We start from the raw sequence: 23,299 nt of genomic DNA, 5'->3' as shown, positions 1-23,299 counted from the left end.
GGGCGCCCCGGCCGCCGGCGGTTCGTGCGGATCCTCACCTCTCGAACGGCCGTCCCACGAACCGCCGTCCGGCGACCCCGTCCCGACGCCCCGCCACAGTGCTCCAGCCCTCCTCGCCCCTCCTTCCCGCCCGGAGACCGTCCGTGACACGCACCTCGCACCTGCTCGGCCTCACCCTCGCCCTCGCCCTCTCGGCCACCACGACGGCCGGCTGCGCCCCCTTCGGTGACCCCCAGGACGAGCCGGTCGAGCTGTCCGTCAAGGCGAGCGTCACCGACAAGACCGCGATGGAGGCCGTCGTCGCCGAGTTCCACCGCCTCCACCCGGACACCCGCGTCACCGTCGACTTCGCCGACACCGGCGCCCTTCAGCAGGACCTGCCGGGCGAGCTCCGCGCCGGAAGGGGCCCCGACGTGTTCACCGTCTGGCCCGGCAACGGCAATCCCGCCTCCGTCACCGCGCTGGAACGCGACGACCTGCTGGAGAACCTCAGCCTCCGCCGCTTCAACCTCACGATGCCCATGGGCGTCAAACCGGTCACCGACGTGGACGGCGGCACGTTCGCGGTGCCCGTGACGTTCAGCGGCATCGGCGCGGTCTTCTCGATGGGAGCACTGGACGACATCGGGGGGGACACCGCCCCGGACCTGGACGGAACTCCTGGCGCTCTGCGACAGGGCACGCGACCACGGCAAGGTCCTCTTCGCCGTGGGCAACGCGACCCCCTGGGTCACCCAGCTCATCCCCTACGCCCTGGTCGCCACGACCGTGTACGCCGACGAACCGGACTTCGACCGGACCATGGAACTCGGCAAGGAGACCTTCGCCGGGTCCGGCTGGCGTACGGCGCTGAGCAAGCACCTGGAGATGGAGGAGCGCGGCTGCTTCAACGCCGACCCCTTGGACACGACGTACGAGGAGACGCTCGACCAGGTGGCCACGGGCCGGGCGGTGGGGGTCGTCCAGGTCGCGAGCGTGCTCTCGCAGCTGCGCGCCGCCGCCCCCGGCCTGACCCTGCGCATGACCGCACTGCCCGCCGGCGACGACCCCGACGACACGTGGATGCCGGGTGCCGTCTCGGCCGCCTACGGCCTCGATCCCGGCACTCCCCACCGCAAGGAGGCGCTCGCCTTCATCGACTTCCTGGGATCCGCCCGCGGACAGAACCTGTACAACCGCTCCGGCGCCACCCTGCCCGCGATCCCGAACGACTCCTTCACCGTCGACCCCGCGATCAGGGAGGTCGCGGAGCGGCAGAAGGCCGGCTCCACCATCCCCTTCATGGACCAGCGCTGGCCGAACTCCGCCGTCCAGCAGACGCTCTTCGCCCAGATCGAGGCCCTCCTCGCCGGCACCACGGACGTCGACGCGGCCCTGGCCGCGCTCGACGGGGCCTATCGGGACCGGGCCTGACGAGGGGTGAGGCGCCCTCCCCTAGTCGCAGATGATCTCGTCACGGGGTGAGTAGTGCGTCCGGAACGGTTCGCGTCGCACTTCCCGCCCGTCGTCGTGGAAGACCCGCTCGACGGTGACGTCGAAGCCTTCGAGGGGGGTCTGCGGCACGCACCGCTCGTCGGTGCTCACCTTGGTCTCCGGTTCCCGCACATCGGTGCGCGGACCCTTGACCGAGGTGATCTCGTCGTACTTCTTCGTGCCGATGAAATTCACGGTCAGCGAGGTGTCGGTGGACTCGGCCTGGATGTAGAGGGCCTTGCCGGAGTCGTTGGCGAACTTCAGGTCCAGGCTGCCCCAGGCGACCGTCGCCTCACGGCCCTCGGGGTAGCGCTCGATGTAGAAGGAGTGGGCGCCGTACTCGACGGGCTTGACGCCCGCGAAGAACATCGCGTTGAAGACCGTGGTGGCCACGGCGGAGACGCCGCCGCCGGGCGCCTTGGTGTACTGGTCGTCGTAGATCATGACGCCGTCGACGAAACCGTTGGCCTCGGTGCGCTCGCCGACGGTCCGGTTGAAGCTCCAGGTCTCGTCCGGCATGACGAGGGAGCCGTTGATGAGGTCCACGGCCCGGCCGACGTTCGTCGTGCGGTAGGCGGCCGGTTCGAAACGGACGGTGAAGGAGGACAGCTTCTCGGTCAGCCCCAGGCGCGCCGCGTTCTCACGGGTGATCTCCGGCTGGGTGTGCCGTGCGGTCACCGCGCCGGTGCGGGCGGTGCCCGACCTGGTGAGCAGGGGCAGGACGGCCTTGCCCAGAGCCTTGTCGGTGATCTCCACGCCGGCCCTGGCGTCGGCGGTCACCACGGCCCTGTCGCCCTCCAGACCGAGCCGGGCGTTCCGGGGCGTGGCGGGGAGGTTCTTCAGCGCGTCGGCCACCACCGGCGCGGCGCGCAGCCCCTTGCCGTCGAGTCTCGGCGTGAGTCTGCCGGTGTCGTCCGGCCGCATGCTCAGGTACTCGCCCAGCACGGCCGGTGTGATCGTGAACCGCTCGCCGCCCGCGGTGAGTGTGACGGGTGCCGACATCGCCGGCCGCGCGAACCCGCGCACCGCCCGCCGGACCTCCTCCGCCGTGACCTTCGGCGCGGTCTCACGTGCGGGCAGCACCGTGACCGAGTCCCCCGCGCCGCGCAGGAAGGGGGCGCGAAGCACGCCGATCGCGGCGTCCACGTCCAGCGCGTACCCGGTGCGCGGGGCGACCTGCTCGACCCGGCCGTCGTCGAAGGAGACGGCGCCGTCGCGGACCCGCGTGTCGAGCGTCTTCGCCAGCTTCCCGAGCGTGGCACGGGCTCTGTCCTCGTCGGTCCGCACGACCGGTTCGACGGCACCGCCCGAGCGGAACAGCCCGCCGATCACGCCGACCGGATCGGCGCCGGTGGACGTCGCCCGGTCCAGGGTCTCCCGGATGTCGAAGGCCAGCCCCGCCTGCCGCGGATCGACCGCGCCCCTGCGCTCGCCGACCTGTACGGCCAGCTCCCGCGGGCCGTCCGCCACCAGGTGCCGCTCCAGCTTCCGGGCGGCCTCCTCGCGGCTCAGGCCCCCGATGTCCACCCCGCGCACCGTCGTGCCCGTCTCGATCTCACCGCCGGTGAGCAGCAGCCCGACGAGGTAGAGGCCGCCGATGCCGACGGTCAGCGCACCGCCCGCCAGGGCGACGGGCGGCAAAGAGGCTATCCGGGGGCGCATAGGTCTCCTGAACGATCGATGTGGCGTACACCCGGCATCGCGGCATGGTGAGCGAGCGCCGCGGGCCAAGCTACGCACATCCGCCCGCCAAAGGTATATCCAAGGTCACACCGGACGTTCCGGATCATCGGCCGCCCAGCCTGGCCCCAGTGGTCACTGTGGCCCCATGTGTCACTCCCGCTTCGTCCCTCCGTCATGTCCCGCTCATCTCGCACGGATGAACTTGCCGCGCAGACAGTGCGGTTGTCGAGGGTGGAGAGCGTGAGAGACGGCATGGCCGAACCGACTGACACGGTGGCGTTACCCGCGCCGGTCGACACGCTCCTGGCCGCCGCCGTCGCCCGGCGCTTCTACCTGGAGCAGCGGCCGAAGGTGGAGATCGCCAAGGAGTTCGGCATCAGCCGGTTCAAGGTGGCCCGCCTCCTCGACGCGGCCGTGGCCCACGACATCGTGCGGATCGACATCAGTGTGCCGGCCGAGCTCGACGTCCCCCTCGGACGGGCGCTGACCGAACGGTTCGGCCTGCGGCACGGCATCGTTGTCGACCTGACGCACGGTGGCACGGCGTCCTCCGCCGACCCGCGCCACAGCGCCCGCTGGCTCGGCACGGCGGCCGCCCGGCTGATCGCGGAGATCGCCGAGGACGGCGACGTCCTCGGGCTGGACGGCAGCCACGCCGTGGACGCCATGAGCGAGGCGGTGACCCGGCTGCCGCTCTGCGACGTGGTCCAGCTGACCGGGGTGCACGGGCGGGACCTCGCCCAGGACGCCGCGATCGCCGCGGTGCGGCGTACCGCCGCGGTGGGCGGGGGGAGGGCGTTTCCCCTGCACACCCCGTTCCTCCTGCCCGACGCGGCCACGGCCGCCGTCCTGCGCAGCCAGCCCGCCACCGCCGAGACGCTGGAGCGGATCGGCAGGGTCACCAAGGCCGTCGTCGGCATCGGCGCCTGGGACGCCCCGCACTCCACGGTGTACGGCGCCCTGTCCGAGCGGGAGCGGGAGGCGCTGCGGCGGTCGGCGGCGTGCGCGGAGGTGGCCGGCCATGTGCTGGACGCCGCGGGCCGCTTCGTCCCCACCGAGCTGACCGCCCGCACGATCGCCGTCGGCGCCGCCGACCTCCGGGGCGTCGAGGAGCTGATCGGTGTCACGGGCGGTGGGCACGGCACCGGCGCGGTCCGCGCCGTACTGAGGTCCGGGCTGCTCACCGGCGTCGTCACGGACGCCGCGACCGCGCGACGCCTCCTGTGGAACGACGACCCGGACGGCACGACCCGGACCGCGCCCTCGTCCCGTACCACCGAACGAGGACCGCGATGAGCCGGCGGGACGAGGCACTCGTGCCCGTTCCGGACGACATCCGTGAGGCGGGCCGCCTCGCTCCGGAGCACTGGCTCGGGGTGGTCGACCCGATGTGGGCCGGCGCGGGGCGGCCCCCGGAGTGGGCCATGACCGGCCGGTGGCGGTCCGGCCCCGACGGCGAGATCGTCGAGTGGGAGGACAACCCCGCATACCGGCCGTCCCCGCGCGCGCTCGGCTGGCCCGAACCCGAGGACGAGGTGGACCGCGCCGTCCAGCTCGCGTCGACCGGATACGGCCCCGGCGAGGCGGTGCCGGCCGCGCTGGTGGGGCGTGAGGTGGCCGTGCTGACGGCGCCCGGCGGTGGGCCGCTGAGTGCGGCGGCGCCGGACGGGACGCCGGTGGTGCCGCTGTTCACCTCGTCGGTGTTCCTGCGCGCGGCGGGGAGCTTCTCCTTCGAACTCGTCGGGGCGGACGACCTCGTGTCGCGTGTCCCCGCCGGGCACGTGCTGTACCTGAATCCCACGGCCGCGGTGAGCATGCTGCTGGACCCCGGCGCCGTGCGCGCCGCCGTCCGGGGCGGTGCGCCGGAGAGGCCCTCCGCCGCCATGAACCGCGGCGCGCGGATACTGACCGAGGCCGTGCACCCGGTCCGGGGGACGGACGCGTGAGCCGCTGGTCGTCCGTGCTGCCGGGCCGGGGCCGCAGGTCCGGCTCAGCTACGGGGCGCCGCGGCACGGCGCCGCAGGCCGGCGGCGCGAACGGCGCCGGTGACCGGGGCCCGGGCGGCCCCCCGGTCGAGGACGTCGACGGGGTGCTGCTCGTGCGCTCCGTCGAGGACGACTCGTTCCCCCTCGACGTGGTCGCCGAGGTGGCGGGCGCCGTCGGGCGGGAGCCGGACGTCGTCACGGTGATCGTGGGCTCCGCCGGGGGAGGGAGCCCCGACGCCGACCACTGGGCACGGCTCGGCGCGCTGCTGGACTCCTTGCGCGCCCGGGGCACCGACCGGGTCCGGCTCGTGATGTCCGGTGCGGGCGACGACCGGCCGGGCCGGCCCTGCGTCGCCCGCAGGATCGCCGACGCCTGGGAGATGGAGGTGACGGCTCCGGACGGGGCCGTGCTGATCACGCCGGGCGGCACGCTCTTCGTTCACGACGACTCCCGCCCCGGCTGTGCGTGGTGGCGCTTCGCGCCCGGCGCGGAGCCTCGCAGGGCGGGCGGGCGTGCACCGGCACCCGCCTGGGAGAAGGCGCTGACCGGGGTGCCGACGTGCACGGCCGGTGGCTGCGTGGTGGACCGCGTCCCGGCGGGTGTGGTCGTCCGCCCGGCCGGGGCGCCCCGGCCCGCCCCCGACGACCTGTGCTTCTCCATGCCCGTCGACTTCGAGCGCCTCACGGTACTGGTCGGTGCCCCGCAGGCGGAGGACGTCGCCGCGGACGAGGTCGCCGCCGTGCTCGCGGGGTTGCCGCGGGCGGAGCGCGCCCGTGCCCGGCTGGCGCCCGGCGGCCGGCGTGACCTGCTGCGGCTCGGGCAGTCGGTCGCCGACCTGCTGGGGACCGAGGTGGAGGTGCTCACCGGCCCGCCCCTGCTCGACGACCACGCACCGCCCGGTACGCCTCCCCGTCCCACGCTGGTCGGCCGGGACGGGAAGCCCACCTGGCGGCCGTTCGTGACCTCGGTGGTCTGCGGGCCGGTCGACTCGCGGGGGCGGGCCCCCGTACCCAGGCCGACGGAGGTCCGCCCGCCCGACTGGCTGCTCGGCGGCAGCGACCGAGGGACGGTACGGCTGACGGACCGCTGGCAGGCGACCGTGACCCGGGCCGGTCTCGCCCTGTGGGCATCGGACGGCCCCCGCCCCGGGCCGCTCGGACCGGCCGTCGACCCGGAGGCGTGCGCCATCGAACTGGGCATGCCGGGACAGCCGTTGGACGACTCCCTGCTGCCCGCCCTGTCCCGACTGCTGTACGGCCTCGGGACGGACCTCCGCGCACGCACCACCCTGCTGGTGCGCGGCAGACTCCCGGCGGGCGACGTCGGCCTGCGCCGCCTGGCCGCCGAACACGGCATACCGAGCATCCGCTACGTCACCGCCGGGCGCCCGCGCCCCGGCGGGACGACCGGTCGGCCGGCCGCGGCTGCGGAGCCCGGCCCGGCACCGCCGTCCGGGGGGCCGGCCCACGGGTCCGGCTCGGCCGTCGCCCCGTCGGCCGCCCGGACCGCGCCCGACGCGCGCCCCGGCGGCCCCCGGAGCGGTGAGGACGCCCGAGCGAGCGGCGGCGTCGGCCGTCCCGCGGCCGCCGGGCCCCGCACGGACGGGGACGCCCCGAGCCGGCCGGTCAAGGGTGCCGGGGGCCCCGTGCGGCCGGTGTCCGCTCGGGGTGACGGGCCCGTCCCGACACCCGACTCCCCACGGGTCGGGGCCGGTGACGGGAGTGGGCAGAGGGCTTCCGCGTCCGTCGAACCGCCGGACGGTGCGGAGGCCGTGGGTGCCCTGAGAGCCCGGCCGGCTGCTGCCCCTTCTGCCGGGGCACGCGCCGCTGCCGTCGGCGGTCGGGGTGACGGTGCCGTACGTGGACCGCGCACCGGTGCTGACGGTGGTCGGGGTGACGGTGCCGTCGGTGGTGGGGGTGACCGGTCCGGCGGAGGCCGGGATGACGGTGCTGTCGGTGGTGGGGGAGAGGGAACCGTCGGCGGAGGAGGAGTAGGTGCTGTCGGTCGAGGAGGGGGTGAAACCGTCGGTGCTCGGGTGGACGGTGCGCTCGGCGGCAGCGGAGGTGAAGCCGCCGGTGCAACGGGAGAAGGTGCCGTCGGTGAAGGGGAGGACGGTGCCGCCGGTGGTGGGGGACAGGGAGCCGTCGGTGCTCGCGATGACGGTGCCGTCGGCGGAGGAGGAGGCGGAGTCGGCGGTCGGGCGGGGCGCGTCGCCGTGGACGGGGCCGGGCCGGAGCGGGACGGCCACGGGACCGGGCGGGCCGAGGCGCGGCCGGCGCCGCAGGGGCGGGTCGGTGGAGCGTCGGCCGCGCCCCGTGCCGCCCTGCCGTTCGTGCCCGGTCATGTCAGCGGGGCCACCGAGCGTGCCGCGTTCCGGGAGGCCGCCGGCGGTGCCTGGGAGGGACACGCCGCCGCGGTCTCCCGGGTGCTCACCCGGATGCCCGCCCTGCGCGGCCACGAACTGGAGGCGGCGCGGACCGATCTCGTCGCCGCACACGCCTATCTCACCGCGGAGGAAGGGCCGCTGCACCATGGCGAGGTGATCAGGGACCTGTGCTCGGGCGAGGGGCGCCTGCTGCCCTACGCCGGGTGTCTGGCCTCCGCGCTGCGCCGCCTGCCCTCGTACCGGGGAGTGGCCGTGCGCGGCGGGGGCGCCGACGGTCCCGGACCCGCGGTGGGCGCGCTGCTGCACGACCCCGCCCCGGTCAGCGCCCTCGCCGGATCCTCGGCGCTCCCCGCCGGGGCCCCCGTGCGCTACGCGATCTGGTCCGTCACCGGACGCAAGGTCCGGCAACTGCTCGACCGGCCGGGCGGCTCCACGGATGCGTACGAGGAGATCGTCTTCGTGCCCGGGACCGCTTTCCGGGTGCTGGGGGTGAGGGCCGCGTCCGCCGGCCCCCCGGTCGTCCTGCTGCGTGAGCTCCCCGGGACCGCGACCGCCTACATGGACGGGTCGGAGGAACTGAGCGGGCTCGACCTGAAGGCCCGGGCGCACCTCGAGGAGGCGCTGGCCAAGGGCTTCCGCGTGGGCGACGGACCGTGGTGGCCGGACCGCTGTGCGGGACCCGTCGGCCAGGACGGGTAGCGCACGGGGCCCCGTACGACCATCCATCACCCCACAGTCACACGGAACGGAACGAGGAGAACGATGGCAAGCCAGAAGAAGCCGCCCGCCCCCGACGGGCCCGACGGCACGGGCGGCCCGTCCGTCCGCAGGGCCGTCTCCCTCGGGTCGGCGGCGGCCGACCCGGGCCCGATGCTGGCACCGGCCGCACGGCGTACGGCCGCGCCGGAGCCGGGTGAGGGCGGCGCCGGGGGAGCCGGGGAAGCGGAGACGGCACGACCGGCCCCGGGCACGGCGGAGAGCGAGGCCGCTCCCGAGCAGTCCGCCGGCACGGGGGCCACGACCGGGGAACCGGGGGCCGCGACCGCGGAACCGGGGGCGACGGCCGTCGTGCCCGTCGCACCCGACGCGTCCGCCTCGCGCCTGCGACCGGAGGCGGAGAACGGGACCACCACGGAGCCGGCCGCCACGGAGCCGCTCGCCGCCGCCCGGGCGGCGGCGACCGTCCCGGACGCCAAGGCGGAAGCGGCCGGTGGGGTCGGCGGTGCCGGTGGAACCGCCGCGGCCGGTGGCGCCGGTGCGGACGGACCGCCGTCCGGGAATCCGAAGAAGCCCCTGGTCGCCGCCGCCGGTATCGCGGGCGTCGTCCTCCTCGCGGTGCCGCTGCTGATCTGGGCCACGGACGACTCGCGGCAGAAGAAGGACGACGTGGCGGTGGCCGCCGGGTCCGACACGCTGCTGGAGGAGGAGCCCCTGGAGGTGCCGAAGGGGGACTACGCCCCGGCGGAGCCCACACCGCGGCCCTCCACCGAGCGGCCGTCCGCCGAGCCGAGCCCGGTCGTCGAGGAACCGGCCGCCGCGCCGAGCTCGGCCCCCGCCGCGGTGCCGGCCGAGGCGGTGACGGAGAAGGCGGAGACCCGGACCAAGAAGAAGGCGGAGCCCCGGGTCGAGGAGCACAAGGCTCCCGTGCTCCCGCCGAACACCGCCGCCTACGCCGTGCAGCGGCTGGCCGCGTCGAGCCCCGGCCGGCACATCTGCTACCGGGTCCACGCGAAGGGCGCGGGCTGGACGGCCCCCGTGTGCGACGGGGCCACCGCGGGCCAGGAGGGCAAGGGGCGGCCCGTCACCGCCATCAACATCGCGGTGTCGGACGCGAAGAGGGTCAACGGCAACGAGTTCGTCCAGAAGGACGGATGGACGACCAAGTGGTCCGGCGCGGCCGACGGCACGGACCTGACGTTGGGCAGCGCCGCCTCGAACGCGCCGAACCTCAGCGGCTTCACCGTCGGTGTCGAGTCCGGCAACGTGTGCCAGAACCACAAGCTCGGCAAGCGCGACTGGGGCGGTCTGGCGTGCGAGTCGCCCCAGGGCTGGATCTTCGGTGGGTCGACGGAACCGCGGCTCTGGCTGGAAGCCGTCAGGTTCACGGTGTGAGCGGCGCGCCCACCGGGTGAGTGCGCGGCAGCGCGCGGACGCCCGCCGGTCCACCCCGGCGGGCGTCCGCCTTCACCGCGTCACAGGGCCGCCCCCTGCCGTCGCGCCGACGGAAGATCCTCCGGCAGGAGCGTCGTGAGGTCGGCGAGACTGGGCGAATCCAGTGCGCCCAGCCGACGGGCCTGGCTCGTCATCATCGTCTCCAGCAGCTGCCGGGCGAGCCGGGCGTTGCCGAAGGACCGGTCGCGCGGGACGGCGTCCACATGGGCGCGCAGCGCCTCGACGGTGGCGGCGGCGCACTCGTACCCGGAGGCGGCGGCGTGCCGGGACACGATGGTCACCAGCTCGTCCGTGCTGTAGTCCTCGAACCGCACGAACTTGGAGAACCGGGAGGTCAGGCCGGGGTTGGAGGCCAGGAAGCGTTCCATCTCCTCGGTGTAGCCGGCGACCACGACGACGATCTCGTCGCGGTGGTCCTCCATGAGCTTCAGCAGGGTGTCGACGGCCTCGCGGCCGAAGTCGTTGGATGACCCCTCGGGGGTGAGGGTGTAGGCCTCGTCGACGAACAGCACCCCGCCGAGCGCGCTGGTGAAGACGTCCTTGGTCCGCTGGGCGGTGTGGCCGACGTACTGGCCCACCAGGTCCGCCCGCGCCACCTCCACCAGGGAGTCGCGGGGGAGCACTCCCAGCGAGTGCAGGAGCCGGGCGTACAGCCGGGCGACGGTGGTCTTGCCGGTGCCGGGCGGTCCGCTGAAGACCAGATGGTTGCTGATCCGGGGGGCGGGCAGTCCCGCGGCGATCCGCTGCCGGGCGTTGGTCAGCAGACTGACCAGATCGGCGACCTCCCGCTTCACGGCCCCGAGCCCCACCATGGCGGTGAGTTCGGTCATCGGATCGGCCGCGTCGTCGGCCTCCTGGGCCGTCCCGCCGACGGCCGCCGCCTCCGCGTCACCGACGTCCTGCGGCAGGAGCAGCGTCAGGTCGTCCTCCGCCGGGTCGGACATGGCCGCGAGCCGCAGGGCCTGCCGGTCCACCATGTCCTCGAACACGGCGCGGGCCGCACGGCCGTTGCCGAAGGTCGCGTCGCGCGTCATCTGCTCGAAGCGTACGGCGAGGGCCTCACGGGTCAGCGGGCCGAGTTCGAACTGGTGCCGCCGGCAGAGGCTCTCGGTGATCGTCACCAGCTCCTGCACCGCGTAGTTGCCGAACTCGACGGTGCGGGAGAACCGGGAGGCGAGTCCCGGGTTGGCGGTCAGGAACGACTCCATCTGCTCGGAGTAGCCGGCCGCCACCACGACCACGTCGTCGCGGTGGTCCTCCATGAGCTTCAGCAGGGTGTCGACGGCCTCGCGGCCGAAGTCGTTGGACGACCCCTCGACCGTGAGGGTGTAGGCCTCGTCGATGAACAGCACCCCGCCCAGCGCGCTGGTGAACGCCTCGGTGGTCTTGATGGCCGTGCCACCGATGACCTGCGCGACGAGATCGGCGCGGGCGACCTCGACCAGGTGACCGCTCCTGAGCACGCCCAGGTCCGCGAGGATGCCGCCGTAGAGCCGGGCGACGGTGGTCTTGCCGGTGCCCGGCGGTCCCGCGAAGATCAGGTGCCGGCTCATCGACGGGACCGGCATGCCGAGCCGCCGCCGGCGCTCCGCGAGCTGGTTCAGGTTGACCAGCGTGTTCACCTGGTGCTTGACGTTCTCCAGCCCGACGAGCGCCTCCAGTTCGGCCAACGGGCCGACGGGTTCCGGCTCCTTGCCGCAGCCGCCCGGGGCGCCGTCCTCCGCGGCCGTCGCGGCCGACTCGCCCCAGCTGTCCGGCAGGCCGTTGTCCGCGCTGGTCAGCAGTTCGACCGTGAGCCGCTCGCCGGCGCGGCTTCCGCGCAGCCCCGCGCCCCGGTTGTCGCGTACGACGCACCGCGTGACGTCGACCGGGTCCGCGCTGTCGACCCGTATGCCGTCGCCCGTGTTCCCGGTGATCTCACAGGCGCTGAGGACGGCCCGGCCGCCGCGCGACACCTGGACGCCGTGGGCCCGCGAGCCGTGCACCCGGACCCGCTCCAGGGTGATCTCCGCGCCGTCCCGCACCCCGACCCCTGCGTCGGCGCTGTCGCCGATCTCGCAGTCCCGCAGGGTGCCCCGGCCGCGTTCGCCGACGAGCAGGCCCGAGCGGGCGGCGGAACGCACGACGGTGTCGCTGACCTCGGGGCCGGAGTCGTCGTCGATGTGCAGCGCGCAGCCGCCCACGGACTCGATCTCGCAGTGCTCCAGGCGCCCGCGGCCGTCGTCGGTGAACACGATGCCGTGGCCGCCGGCACCGGTCACCCGGGCGCGGCGCAGCAGGGGGTCGGCGGCGGAGCGCACCGAGATGCCGACACCCGCCGCGTCGAGGACCTCCAGGCGTTCGAACTCGGCCGTGGAGTCGTCCGCGAGCTGCACCGCCCCGGCGGTGTCGGCGCAGTCGCTCACCACCGTGTCCCGCAGCAGCGGGGCGCTGCCCTCGACGATCCGCACGGCGGCCTCGGTGGAGTGGTGGAAGGAGCAGCCCTCCAGAGTCCCCCGCGACCGGTCCAGGACGAGCAGCCCGCTGTTCCTGGTGCGCCGGGTGACGCACCCGCGCAGCGTCGGGTCGGCCCCGCCGGAGATGACGACGCCGCTCTGCGCGAGGGACTCGAAGGCGGTCTCCTCGATCTCCGGGCGGGACATGCTGGTCACCAGCAGGCCCACCGAGGTGTGGTGCACGGTGCACCGCAGGACGCGCGTCGAGCTGTGGCCCTCCAGGGCGATGGCCGGCTTGTCGGTGCCGGAGATGTCGCAGCCCTCCACGGTGCCCCGCGACTCGCCGCTCGCCAGGACGCCGTTGGCCCGCGCGCCGCGGATGCGGCAGTCGCGGATGAGCGGGCCGGCGGTCTCGCCGATGACGACCGCGGAAGTGCCGAAGTTCTCGAACACGCAGTCCTCGACGACGCTCTCGGCCTGCGAGGAGTCGACGAGTCCGGCGCCGCCGGGGTTCCCTATCCGGCAGCCGCGGGCGGCCAGCGAGCCCGTGCCGCGGACCAGCAGCGCCGTCCAGCCGGCGCCGGTCACGGTGCAGCCGTCGAGCGCGGCCTGACCGGCCGGTACGTCCACGACCGGGGCCTCCTTGTCGCGGCCGCGCAGGGTCAGGGCGCCGAGCATCACGGCGTCGGCCATGAGGGTGACGGCGGTACCGTCCCGCGGGCACAGTTCGACCGTGCCCGGGTCGCCCTCGCCGACGATCGTCACCCGGTGCCGGATGACGAGGTTCTCGGCGTAGCGGCCGGGGCGGACCCGGATCACCGCCCCGGTGCGGGCCTGGGCCAGTGCCTCACCGATCGTCGGGAAGCCGTCCGACCGTTCCGGGCCGACCGTCAGTATCTGGCGTGCCACGCCTCGAACCTCCTTGTGCTGCCGCGGTAGTTGGCGTTGTGTGCCGTACATCTCGTGTGCATATCATGCGACTCATGCGGAATGTCATGAAAGGCCGGAGTGCAGGTCTGGTGCTGGCCGTCGCCGTGGTCCTGCCGGTCACCGGCGGGCCGGCCCTCGCTCTCCCCACCGCGCCGGTCGCGCCCGCCGCGCCGTCGGAAAGTCCCGGTTCCGGCGACCCGGGGGCCACGCTGCTGCCGCCGCTGCCCGTCCGGCTCGGCGAGGGCAGTCCGTGCACCGGGGCCTCGGGGCGGACGGCCACCGGAGCGGCGTGGTCGCAGGCGGCGCTCGGACTGTCCCGGGCCCAGCGGATCTCGCGCGGCGGCGGGGTGACCGTCGCGGTGGTCGACACCGGTGTCGCCTCCGGCGTCCCCAGTCTGTCCGGCCGGGTGAAGTCCGCGGGGGGAGCCGGCGAGGACTGCGTGGGGCACGGCACGTTCGCCGCGGGTCTGATCGCCGCCGCGCCGGAGAAGGGCAGCGGCATCACCGGCATCGCCCCGCAGGCGGAGATCCTCGCCCTGCCGGGCACCGACGACCGCGGGGTCCCCTCCGTGGAACGCGTGGCCGCCGGCATCCGGGCCGCGGCGGACCGCGGCGCACAGGTCATCTACGTCGGCCAGGCCCTCGGCACCGGCAAGGCCGAGCTCACCGCGGCCGTCGCCCACGCCACCCGGCGCGACGCGCTGGTCGTCGCCCCCGCCGCTCCGGACGCCGTGCCCCGCGAGGAGCGGGGACCGCAGGGGGAGCCGCCCGTGGGCCCGTACTGGCCGGCCGCCGCGCCCGGCGCGCTCGCCGTCGTGGACTTCGGGCCCGGCGGCGTACGACAGCGGAACGCGCCGCCCGCCCACGAGCCCGAACTGTCCGCGCCCGGCAGCGCGATGGTCAGCGTCGGCCCCGAGGGCTCCGGCCACTACATCGGATCCGGAGCCTCGCTGGCCGCCGCGGGCGTCGCGGGCACCGCCGCACTGGTCCGCGCGTACCACCCCGGTCTCACGGCACCTGAGGTCACCCGGCGGCTCCTCGACAGCGCCTACCCGTCGGACGCCCCCCGCCTGGACCCGTACGCCGCCCTGTCCCTCCTCCAGGACCGCACTCCCGCTGCCGCGCCGACCCCCGCACCCGCGCGGATGCCGCCGCCCGCCGACCCCGGTCCCCGCGACCGCGCCCTGACGATCGCGGCCGTGGGCCTGGCGACGGTCCTGCTGCTGGCGGCCCTCGCCGCGGTCGTCCCGCGCGGCAGGGCGAGGAAGTGGCGCCCCCCGACGGCTCCCTAGCCGCAGCCGAGTCCCGGCCGCGGCCGCGGGGCGCCGTGCCCCACCCGCTCTCGGAGCGGACCGGGCGCCTCCCCCGAAAACCGCGCCGGTGGGCGCACCGGCCTCCCGCGGTCGCCGGGCCGCACCACCGGCAGCCGGTCGTACCCGGAGCCGGCCCGGCCGAGGAGGCGTCACGGCGCGTCCTCCACGATCGCCGTCTGCACCTGCGACGTCTTCCGCCGGGCGATCCGGACGGCCCGCCCCGGAATCAGCTCCCGCCCCTTCACGCTCCCGAAGAGGTACCCCTCGCTCGGCGGACACGACAGCAGCAGCCCAGGGGTGTTGACCTCCTGCAACCTGCGCAGCAGCGCCTCGTTGAGCCCGCGCCCGGCACCCGCCGACGACCGCGCCACGACGAGGTGCAGCCCCACCTCGTGCCCCAGCGCCAGATGATCCAGCAGCGGGGCGAACGGCTGCGTCATCGGCCCGCCGCCCACCATGTCGTAGTCGTCGACCAGGATGAACAACCGCGGCCCCTGCCACCAGTCGCACGACCGCATCCGCGACGGAGCGATGTCCTCGCCCGGGACCCGCTGCCTGACCGCCCGCGCCGCCCCGTCGACCAGGTCGCGCAGCATGTCCAGGGACACGGCGTGCCCGAGCCGGTACGCCTCGGGAACGCTCTCCACCAGCTCGCGCCGGTAGTCCACCGTCATGATCCGCGCCTCGGCCGGCGTGTACCGCCCGGTGATGCCGCGGGCGACCAGCTTCAGCAGGTTCGTCTTGCCGCTCTCCGTGTCACCCACCACGATCAGGTGCGGGTTCTCGGCGAAGTCGTGCCACACCGGGGCCAGTTCGTTCTCGTCCAGGCCGATGGCAATCCGCAGGCCGTTCTCGCCCTCCGCCTCCGGCAGCTCCTCGGCGGGCAGTCGCGCCGGCAGCATCCGCACCCGCGGCGCGGGGGGCCCCGTCCAGTTCTCGGCGATCGCTGCGACGAGCCCCGCGACACCGTCCGCGAGGTCGTCGGCGTCCTCGACCCCGTCGACGCGCGGCAGCGCCGACAGGTAGTGCAGTTTGTCGGAGGTCAGCCCGCGCCCCGCGCTGCGCGGGACCGTCGCCGCCTTCCGGGAGTCGATCTGGGAGTCCATCGGATCACCCATCCGCAGTTCCAGCCGGGTCCCGGTCTGGTCGCGCACCGAGGACGACAGCTCCACCCAACGGGCGGTGGTGACCAGCAGATGGACGCCGTAGTTGAGCCCGCGGGCGGCCAGCGCGTTGAAGGTGGGGATGTGCCGGTCGAAGTCCTGGCGCACGGTCGCCCAGCCGTCGATGACCAGGAACACGTCCCCGTGCGGCTCGTCGGGGAACTCGCCCGCCGCGCGCCGCTTGCGGTACGTGGGCATGGAGTCGATGCCGTGCTCCAGGAAGAACCGCTCCCGCCCGGCGAGCAGCGCGGTGACCTCCGCGATCGTACGGCCCACCCGCTCGGTGTCCACCCGCGCCGCGACCCCGCTCACATGCGGCAGCCCGTCGAGCGCGGCCAGTGTGCCGCCGCCGAAGTCCAGGCAGTAGAACTGCACTTCGCGGGGCGTGTGGGTGAGGGCCAGCGCGGTGACGAGGGTCCGCAGCAGGGTGCTCTTGCCGCTCTGCGGGCCCCCGGCGACGGCCACGTGGCCGCCGGCCCCCGACAGGTCCACGGTCAGCAGGTCGCGCAGCTGGTCGAAGGGGCGGTCCACGACGCCGACCGGCACCGTGAGCCGTCCCCGCAGAGGCCAGTCGGCGGTGGTCAGGCCGTACCGGGGATCGGGTGCCAGCGGAGGCAGGACCTGGTCCAGGGTGGCGGGGCGGCCGAGCGGGGGCAGCCACACCTGGTGGGCGGGCGGCCCCGAGCCGCGCAGCCGGTCGAGCGCCACCGACAGCAGCGTCTCCCCGCCGCCGTCGGGCTCCGGATCGGGCTCCGGCTCGCCGGGCCCGCCCGCCGGGTCCGGATCCGCGGGCGCCCGCGGCACCACCCACTCGGCCGTCCACGGCACCACCTGACGCGCCACCTGCGCCTGTACGACGGCCCGGCGCCGCCGGTACGGACCCGAGACGTACGCGGCCCGGAACCGGGTGAGCGCGTCGACGCCGCTCTTGAGGAATCCGGCGCCCGGCTGCGCGGGCAGCTCGTAGGCGTCCGGCACGCCCAGCACGCCCCGGCTCTCCATCGCGGAGAACGTCCGCAGACCGATGCGGTACGACAGATGGCTCTCCAGCTGGTGCATGCGGCCCTCGTCAAGCCGCTGGGAGGCGAGCAGCAGATGGACCCCGAGGCTGCGCCCGAGTCGGCCGATCATCACGAACAGCTCCATGAAGTCGCGGTGCGAGGCCAGCAGTTCACTGAACTCGTCGACGACCACGAACAGACTGGGCAGTGGTTGCAGCGGCGTCCCGGACTGCCGTGCCCGCTCGTACTCCAGCGCGGAGGTGTAGTTCCCGGCGGCACGCAGCAGCTCCTGGCGCCGGATCAGCTCCCCGTGCAGGGCGTCCTGCATCCGGGCGACCAGCGCCACCTCGTCGGCGAGGTTGGTGATGACCGCGGAGGTGTGCGGCAGTTCGTCGAGCCCGAGGAAGGTCGCGCCGCCCTTGAAGTCGACGAGGACGAAGTTCAGGGTCTCGGAGGAGTTCGTCAGCGCCAGCCCCAGCACCAGCGTGCGCAGCAGCTCGCTCTTGCCGGAACCGGTCGCGCCGATCAGCATGCCGTGCGGGCCCGTGCCGCCCTGCGCGGACTCCTTGATGTCCAGCTCCACGGGCCTGCCCTCGCCGCTCACCGCGATCGGCACCCTCAGCCGGGCACTGCCGGCCGACCGCTCCCACAGCGTGGCCGGGTCGTGCCGGTGCAGATCGGGGATGTTCAGCAGTGACGTCAGTTCGACATCGTCGGCGAGCGGTCTGGAGTCGTCACCGCCCACGCTCGTCCGGTACGGCGCCAGCAGCCGGGCGAGCGCCAGTGCTCCCACCGTCCCCAGCCGGTCGGGCCGGCCGAGCACGGTCGACTGCTCCTTGCGGTCGCGGTCGGTGCGCACCAGCGCGACACCGTCCTCGCCCACCTCCAGGCGCAACGTGGTCCGCCCGGCCTTCCAGGTGAGCGCCCCGGTGAGGTCGAGCACCACCGCGTTGCGGAACCCGTGGCCGTCGAAGCGGTGTCCCGCCGGCACGGTGCAGCCGTCGATCACGACGACCGTGTACGGCTCCTCACGTCCCGGGACCGCGTCGGGGTCGGCGCCCGGCCGCTCCAGGAACTCGGCACCGAGCAGGTTCTCCAGCTCGGTGAAGGCGGAGGCGATCATCCGGGCCGGTCCGGCACCGTCCTCCTCGTGCCGGTGCAGGCCGTGCGGCAGCCACTTCGCCCACTCCCACTGCGCGCGCCGCTCGTCCGAGACGCACAGCGCGATCCACAGGTCGTCGGGGGAGTGGAACACCGCCAACTGGCCGAGCAGCGCCCGGACCTGGCCGCGTATCCGCTCCTCGTCCCCGCGGAACAGCACCTTCGACCAGGCCCGCAGATAGATCGCTATGGGCTGGTCCCTGACGGTGGAGTAGGCCCGGGTGAAGCTGCGCAGCGCGTGCGCGGACAGCGGCTCCAGGTCCTCGACGGGCTTGGTCGACAGCGGCGTCAGCCTCATCGCCAGACGCTGGTCGCCCACACCCATCCGGACCTCGCCGAAGTCCTCGTCCGACGCCCGCCGCTCCCACAGCCGGGTGCTGCGCACCAGGGAGGACAGCGCGTCGGGCTCCGGATGGCGCCAGGCGAGGGCGCGCTGCTGCTCCACGATGGACGCCCGGACCATGCGCCGGGTCTGGCGCAGGTACCGCAGGTAGTCGCGGCGCTCACCCTTCATTCGCTGTTTGCGTTCGCCGTTGCGGCGCATGACCTGGCCGAGCATCATCCCCGCCGACGCGATCACCATCACACCGAGCGCGATGTAGATGAACCCGCCGCTGTCCCGACTCATCCCCGGCCGCATGAACATCAGCATCATGGAGACGGACATCAACGCCATCGGCAGATACGTCCACACCGCGGAGCTGTCCGGCACGACTTCCGGAAGTGTCGGCGGCTCCTGAAGACTCAGTTCCCCCGACGGCATTTCCGGCCCTTTTCGGCGGGCCGGCCGGCGGAACAGGATCACGCTCAACGAACGTCCTCCTCGATGGTGTGGAAATCGACGGTGTCGGAAGGAATTGCGGAGGAACCTCTTCGTGAACGTCCGCAGATTTTCCGTAAGGGGTCAGATTCCCGCGAGACGGCGGCGGGAGTATTGCCATGGGGTGCCGGGACGCTGAACTCCCGGAGTGGTGTTGCGAAAAGCCCGGCGTACGGTCAAACTCGTCGGCGCATGCCCCGTCCGACTTTTTCGTCGCGTTCGGCGACCGACCGGTGTGCCGTCGCCACTTCCAGCCACCGCCTATCGCGTGGTCCGCCAGAAAGTGTGAACTCCGAACCCATGACTGAGATTCAGACGGCAAGCCTGTGCCGCGTCACCGTACGTGCTCCGGCCAGGACCGTCGACCTGGCCGTGCCCTCGGACGTCCCCGTCGCCGATCTGCTGCCCACAGTGCTCGGCTACGGAGGGGACGATCTGGAGGAAGCGGGCCTGGAGCACGGAGGTTGGGTCCTCCAGCGCCTCGGCGGTCCGCCGCTCGATCCCGAGAGTACCTTGGACTCCCTCGGTCTGCGGGACGGAGAAGACCTTTATCTGCGGCCGCGCAACCAGGCGCTCCCCGAGGTGCACATCGACGATCTGGTCGACGGCGTCTTCGACGGCATGGGCCGCAGGCCGTACGGCTGGAGTCCCGAGGCCGGCCGCGTCCTGCTGCGCGCACTGGCCGGGGTCACCCTCGCGCTGGGCGTCGTGCTGCTGGCCCTGCCGGGTACGGCGGGCTGGGCGCGGGCCGTCGCCGCCGCGGCCGCCGGAGTGCTGCTGATCGCCGGTGCGGGCGCCGCCTCGCGGGCCGTCGGGGACTCCGGAGCGGGCTCGGTGCTCGGCCTCATGGCCGCCCCCTACTTCGCCCTGGCGGGCTGGCTGCTGCCGGGTGGTGACCTGGGCGGCGCCGACGGCGAGGCCGTTCTCGGCGCACGGCTGCTGGCCGCCTCCACGGCCGGCGGGGCGGGTACGGTGCTCGCCCTGGCGGCGGTCGGTGTGTATCCGGCGCTGTTCATCGGCGCGGCCTGCGTCGCGGCGGCGGGGGCGCTGGGCGCCGCCCTGATCACCCTGGGCCTGGCACCGCAGCAGGCGGCCGGCGTGGTCGCCGTCGTGGTGGTGCTCTTCGGCGGGTTCGTCCCGACGCTGTCGTTCCGGCTGGCCGGCATGCGGATGCCACCCCTGCCGACCAACGTCCAGCAGTTGCAGCAGGGCATCGACCCCTACTCGTCCTCGGAGGTCGACGCGCGGTCGGCGCTGGCGGACGGCTGGATGACCGCCCTCTACGGCGCCATCGGCCTGGTCTGTCTGCCCTGCCTGGCGGCCCTCATGGCCTCGCCGGGCCTCGCCGAGATCCTCACCGTGGTCGCCCTCTCGCTCCTCCTGCTGCTGCACAGCCGGGGGCTGGGCAACGTCTGGCAGCGGTTGGCGCTGACCGCCGCCGGCGCCTGGGGCGCGGTCCTGCTGCTGTTCGTCGCCGAGCGCTCTCTGGTCCCGGCCGACCGGCTGACCCTGGTGGCCGGTCTGGCGGGGCTGGCCGCCGCGCTGACCATCGCCTCCTGGACCGTTCCCGGACGTCGGCTCGTCCCGTACTGGGGGCGTGCGGCCGAGTTGCTGCACTCACTCGCCGCCCTCGCCATCCTGCCGCTGACGCTCTGGTCGATGGGCGTCTACGGCCGGCTCCGCGGCATCAACGGCTGACCCGGGAGAACGGCGTCATGCACAGCAAACGCGACCAAGTACAGGCGCACCTGTTCATCATGGGCCGACTGGCGTCGGCCATGCTGCGCACCGAGCCCGACGCCCCGGAGAGCCCGCTGGGCAGGACCAACCGGGGTGCCGCGATCGGCGTGATCATCGCCGTGCTGGTGTGCGCCGGTGCCTTCGTCTTCGGACTCATCCGGCCCGGCGGGAACGACTCGTGGCGCTCGGGGGAGAATCTGGTCGTCGACAAGCAGACGGGTGCGCGCTACCTGTACCTGGACGGGCGGCTGCGCCCGGTGCGCAACTACGCGTCGGCCCGGCTGGTCACCGGCGGCGACCTCGGCGTCACGACGGTGGGCACGTCCTCGCTGGCCGGCACGCCGCACGGATCGCCCGTCGGCATCCCCGACGGGCCCGAGGCGCTGCCGGGCACCGGCGACCTGGACCGTACGCCCTGGCTGGTGTGTTCCGGCGTCCTGCCCCGGACGACGGGCGTCGTCGCGACGACCACGACGCTGGCCCTCGGCGCCGACGCCCCCGAGGACGTGCCCGGCGGCAGGCGACTGGGCGGTGGCGAGGGCATGCTGGTCGCCGGTCCGGACGACGCCACGTACCTGCTGTGGCAGGGCAGCCGGCTGCGCGTGGACGAGCGGGCCAAGGCGGCCGAGGCCCTCGGGTACGGCGACGTCACTCCGCGTCCGGTGTCCGCGGCGTTCCTCGACGCGTTCCCGCTGGGGCCCGACCTGGCGCCCGCCGAGGTGCCGGGTCGGGGGGAGAAGGGTCCGGAACTGGCCGGCCGGAGCACCCGGGTCGGGCAACTCTTCAAGGTCGACGTACCCGGTTCCCCGCCCCGCTACCACCTGCTCACGCGCGAGGGGCTGGTACCGCTCACCGACACCGGTGCCGCCCTCCTGCTGGGCGACGAGCGGACGCGTGAGAAGGCGTACGGCGGGGCCGCGGCGGCCGTGACGACGCTCGGAGCGGACACCCTGGCCGGGCATCTCGCCCCCGACGCGCGCGGTTCCGGGGCGGCGGACCTGCCCGCGACGCCTCCGGAGGCGGTCACCACCCCGACCGGATCGGTGGCCTGCGCGGAGGTCGACTCCGCGGACTCGGGTGTGCGGGTGGGCACTTCGGTGCTGCCCGAGGCTGCCCTGCCCGAGCCCGTGCAGCCACCGGCGCCCGAGGTCGAACCGGGCTGCCTGAAGGTCGACTCCATCGCCGTACGGACGGGGAAGGGCGCGTTGGTGCGGGCGTCGAGCGCGAGCGGCAGTGCGCTGGGCGACACCACGTACCTGGTGACCGACGAGGGTGTGAAGTACCGGCTGCTGTCCCAGGAGGCGGTGAAGGCCCTGGGCTACGAGGGCCTCCGCGCGCGGACGATGCCGTCCCCGATGCTCGCCATGCTGCCCAGCGGCCCCGATCTCACCCCCGAGGCGGCCTCCGCGGGCGAGGCGCGCGTGACGACGCGGTGCTCCGGGCGACCGGGGCCGTGAGGAAGGCGATCGGTCGCGTCGGCACCCGTCCGGGAGGGGAATTCTCGGTGTCCGGGCGGTCACCTCATGGTGAACCGGGCGATCCGCGCCGCCCGGCGGCCGACACCGATACCCGATCTGTCCGGCCGAATTCCCCACGCCGCTCACTTGAGCGGCTGTAATTCCCGCCCGGTGCTCAATTGAGCTTTAGAGTGGCGGACTTGGCGGTTCCGCGGGCAATTGCCAAACAAGTTGTCACCTGCATAGCATCTGGCCACCCCATCGCCCCGGTACGTCAGCCGTGATCGCCGGGACACTCTGTCTGCCCACGGAGTGAAGTGGGGGCCGCAGCCCGGTGAGTTTCGCCGAAAAGGGAGTTCTCTCATGGCCATGCAGCAGTCCGAAGAACGCGCGACCCGCAATGGAATTATGGCCCTGGAACAGGCCTTCACCGGTGTCCAGCGTTGTCAGCAGGATGTCCAGTCGACGTCGCACACGCTCGCCTCGAACTACGGGGGTGCGGACGGCGGCAAGTACAAGAAGCTGCTGGAGCAGTGGGACGAGCACGTCGACACCATCCTGATCAACCTGGACCGGATGGTCGACGAGCTCAACGGCACCCTCAGGGAGCACGGGCTGGTGCAGGGGTCCACGAGTGACGCGATCGACGCGGAGTACTCACGTTCCACGCAGGTGTTCGACGAGCTCAACGGCACCAGCACGTCGTCGAACTGATCTCGCGGCACCCGGCAGAGCCAACCCTTTCCACACTCGTCGTCCCCCCGGTGAATCGAGGACTCCGATGGACTTCTCCGACGGCTACATCTACGTCGACTACAACCATGCCGAAGGCGCGGCGGACGACATGGTCGGCCAGTCCCAGGCGATCATGAGCATCCTGGCCAACCTGGAGATGGAGCTGGCCGAACTCCGGAACAGCTGGATCGGTGACGACAAAGACGTCTACAGCGAGGTCCAGGCGAAGTGGGACAACGCTGTCGAGAACATCAAGAACCTGCTCGCCAACCATTCCGGGCTGCTCACCGAGATCTCCTCCAACTACCGTTACACGGAGCAGAACCTGTCGCAGCGGTGGGGCGACATCAGGATCGGCAGCCGCTGACGCCGGCCGGTGACGGAGGGGTGATCACGTGGCCGTCACGGTCCTCGACAGCACGTTCCTGAAGAACTTCATCAACCACCAGATCGACGGCTTCCGTACGACGCTGGAGAACATCCTCAAGGACAGTCCGACCGCCGGACCGGCGATCTCGTTCATCGCGGACAGCATCTCGACCACGACGATCGACGCCGCGAAGCCGCTCGTCATCGGCCTCATGGCCGGCGAGAACAGTGCGGTCGGCGGGGGAGCCCTGAACAAGGTCGTCCAGCAGGGCGCGGGCGAGGTCCTGCGCATCCTGGAGGACCAGACGGTGCTCTTCGAGGATCTCGAACAGGCGCTGTGGGACACCATCGACGAACTGGCCGAAGCGCAGGGCAAGAACCTCGAGAACATCACCGCGGACGACTTCATGGACATCTTCGAAGACGTCGACAGTGATCTCGGCAATCCGGGTGGAACCGAAGAGGAAGAGTAGCG

At 73.6% G+C, this 23,299-nt stretch carries 13 protein-coding genes and 2 pseudogenes; 12 read left to right on the top strand and 3 right to left on the bottom strand.

What is annotated here, in order from left to right:
- Nucleotides 1–98 precede the first annotated feature (98 nt).
- Both SAM23877_RS42055 and SAM23877_RS41120 read left to right on the top strand, forming a co-directional pair.
- Nucleotides 99–437 (top strand): annotated as a pseudogene (locus SAM23877_RS42055) (extracellular solute-binding protein); the annotation flags it as partial.
- 202 nt (nt 438–639) lie between these two features.
- Nucleotides 640–1,413: pseudogene (locus SAM23877_RS41120) on the top strand (extracellular solute-binding protein); the annotation flags it as partial.
- 21 nt (nt 1,414–1,434) lie between these two features.
- On the opposite strand, the gene SAM23877_RS04845 reads toward SAM23877_RS41120, so the two are convergent.
- On the bottom strand, nt 1,435–3,135 hold the full coding sequence (locus SAM23877_RS04845) for a VanW family protein (RefSeq protein WP_053127226.1): 1,701 nt from the start codon (nt 3,133–3,135) through the stop codon (nt 1,435–1,437).
- Nucleotides 3,136–3,408: 273 nt separating this feature from the next.
- On the opposite strand from SAM23877_RS04845, the gene SAM23877_RS04840 reads away from it, so the two are divergent.
- The 4 genes from SAM23877_RS04840 to SAM23877_RS04830 all read left to right on the top strand — a co-directional run bounded on the left by SAM23877_RS04840 (nt 3,409) and on the right by SAM23877_RS04830 (nt 9,640).
- Entirely contained in the window at nt 3,409–4,452 is a 1,044-nt protein-coding gene (locus SAM23877_RS04840; RefSeq protein ID WP_053127225.1) for a sugar-binding transcriptional regulator, read from the top strand.
- Nucleotides 4,449–5,102 carry a type VII secretion system-associated protein gene (locus SAM23877_RS04835; protein WP_063796771.1) on the top strand — a complete coding sequence of 218 codons (654 nt, stop codon included), beginning with the start codon at nt 4,449–4,451 and terminating at the stop codon, nt 5,100–5,102. Before SAM23877_RS04840 ends, SAM23877_RS04835 begins: the two co-directional genes overlap by 4 nt.
- Nucleotides 5,099–8,227, top strand: coding sequence for a hypothetical protein (locus tag SAM23877_RS38875; RefSeq protein WP_063796770.1), 3,129 nt, complete (start codon nt 5,099–5,101; stop codon nt 8,225–8,227). The genes SAM23877_RS04835 and SAM23877_RS38875 overlap by 4 nt, the downstream gene beginning before the upstream one ends.
- 63 nt (nt 8,228–8,290) lie before the next feature.
- Nucleotides 8,291–9,640, top strand: a complete 1,350-nt coding sequence (locus tag SAM23877_RS04830; RefSeq protein ID WP_053127224.1) for a hypothetical protein — start codon at nt 8,291–8,293, stop codon at nt 9,638–9,640.
- An 80-nt stretch (nt 9,641–9,720) separates the two neighbouring features.
- On the opposite strand, the gene SAM23877_RS04825 is transcribed toward SAM23877_RS04830, so the two are convergent.
- Nucleotides 9,721–13,044, bottom strand: coding sequence for a right-handed parallel beta-helix repeat-containing protein (locus SAM23877_RS04825; protein WP_053127223.1), 3,324 nt, complete (start codon nt 13,042–13,044; stop codon nt 9,721–9,723).
- A gap of 74 nt (nt 13,045–13,118) precedes the next feature.
- On the opposite strand from SAM23877_RS04825, the gene SAM23877_RS04820 reads away from it, so the two are divergent.
- Nucleotides 13,119–14,357, top strand: a complete 1,239-nt coding sequence (locus tag SAM23877_RS04820) for a S8 family serine peptidase (protein ID WP_244902918.1) — start codon at nt 13,119–13,121, stop codon at nt 14,355–14,357.
- A gap of 170 nt (nt 14,358–14,527) precedes the next feature.
- Here the strand turns inward: SAM23877_RS04820 and eccCa are convergent, their stop codons facing one another.
- Nucleotides 14,528–18,466, bottom strand: coding sequence for a type VII secretion protein EccCa (gene eccCa / locus SAM23877_RS04815; protein WP_053127222.1), 3,939 nt, complete (start codon nt 18,464–18,466; stop codon nt 14,528–14,530).
- A gap of 357 nt (nt 18,467–18,823) precedes the next feature.
- On the opposite strand from eccCa, the gene eccD reads away from it, so the two are divergent.
- From eccD to SAM23877_RS04790, 5 genes are all read left to right on the top strand, one after another.
- Complete coding sequence (gene eccD, locus SAM23877_RS04810) at nt 18,824–20,221, top strand: type VII secretion integral membrane protein EccD (RefSeq protein WP_053127221.1); 1,398 nt, start codon at nt 18,824–18,826, stop codon at nt 20,219–20,221.
- Between the two features lie 17 nt (nt 20,222–20,238).
- Complete coding sequence (gene eccB, locus SAM23877_RS04805; protein WP_053127220.1) at nt 20,239–21,720, top strand: type VII secretion protein EccB; 1,482 nt, start codon at nt 20,239–20,241, stop codon at nt 21,718–21,720.
- A gap of 363 nt (nt 21,721–22,083) precedes the next feature.
- Nucleotides 22,084–22,434 (top strand): hypothetical protein, encoded by a 351-nt coding sequence (locus SAM23877_RS04800; RefSeq protein WP_053127219.1) that lies wholly within the window; start codon nt 22,084–22,086, stop codon nt 22,432–22,434.
- A 67-nt stretch (nt 22,435–22,501) separates the two neighbouring features.
- Nucleotides 22,502–22,822 carry a WXG100 family type VII secretion target gene (locus SAM23877_RS04795; RefSeq protein WP_053127218.1) on the top strand — a complete coding sequence of 107 codons (321 nt, stop codon included), beginning with the start codon at nt 22,502–22,504 and terminating at the stop codon, nt 22,820–22,822.
- Between the two features lie 28 nt (nt 22,823–22,850).
- A complete protein-coding gene (locus SAM23877_RS04790) occupies nt 22,851–23,297 on the top strand; it encodes a type VII secretion system-associated protein (protein ID WP_053127217.1) in 447 nt (148 codons plus the stop codon).
- Nucleotides 23,298–23,299 lie beyond the last annotated feature (2 nt).

Origin of the sequence: Streptomyces ambofaciens ATCC 23877, from assembly GCF_001267885.1 — a bacterium.
GTDB lineage: Bacteria > Actinomycetota > Actinomycetes > Streptomycetales > Streptomycetaceae > Streptomyces > Streptomyces ambofaciens.
Note: the sequence above shows the minus strand (reverse complement) of the source record. Positions and strands in the feature narration are given on the sequence as shown.

Bases quoted from the DNA above. Each gene is read 5' to 3' on its own strand.
- SAM23877_RS04800 (WP_053127219.1), top strand. From the start codon at position 22,084: ATGGCCATGCAGCAGTCCGAAGAACGCGCGACCCGCAATGGAATTATG.
- SAM23877_RS04845 (WP_053127226.1), bottom strand. From the start codon at position 3,135: ATGCGCCCCCGGATAGCCTCTTTGCCGCCCGTCGCCCTGGCGGGCGGT.
- eccD (WP_053127221.1), top strand. From the start codon at position 18,824: ATGACTGAGATTCAGACGGCAAGCCTGTGCCGCGTCACCGTACGTGCT.
- SAM23877_RS04830 (WP_053127224.1), top strand. From the start codon at position 8,291: ATGGCAAGCCAGAAGAAGCCGCCCGCCCCCGACGGGCCCGACGGCACG.
- SAM23877_RS04835 (WP_063796771.1), top strand. From the start codon at position 4,449: ATGAGCCGGCGGGACGAGGCACTCGTGCCCGTTCCGGACGACATCCGT.
- SAM23877_RS04820 (WP_244902918.1), top strand. From the start codon at position 13,119: ATGCGGAATGTCATGAAAGGCCGGAGTGCAGGTCTGGTGCTGGCCGTC.
- eccB (WP_053127220.1), top strand. From the start codon at position 20,239: ATGCACAGCAAACGCGACCAAGTACAGGCGCACCTGTTCATCATGGGC.
- SAM23877_RS04840 (WP_053127225.1), top strand. From the start codon at position 3,409: ATGGCCGAACCGACTGACACGGTGGCGTTACCCGCGCCGGTCGACACG.
- SAM23877_RS04795 (WP_053127218.1), top strand. From the start codon at position 22,502: ATGGACTTCTCCGACGGCTACATCTACGTCGACTACAACCATGCCGAA.
- eccCa (WP_053127222.1), bottom strand. From the start codon at position 18,466: ATGCCGTCGGGGGAACTGAGTCTTCAGGAGCCGCCGACACTTCCGGAA.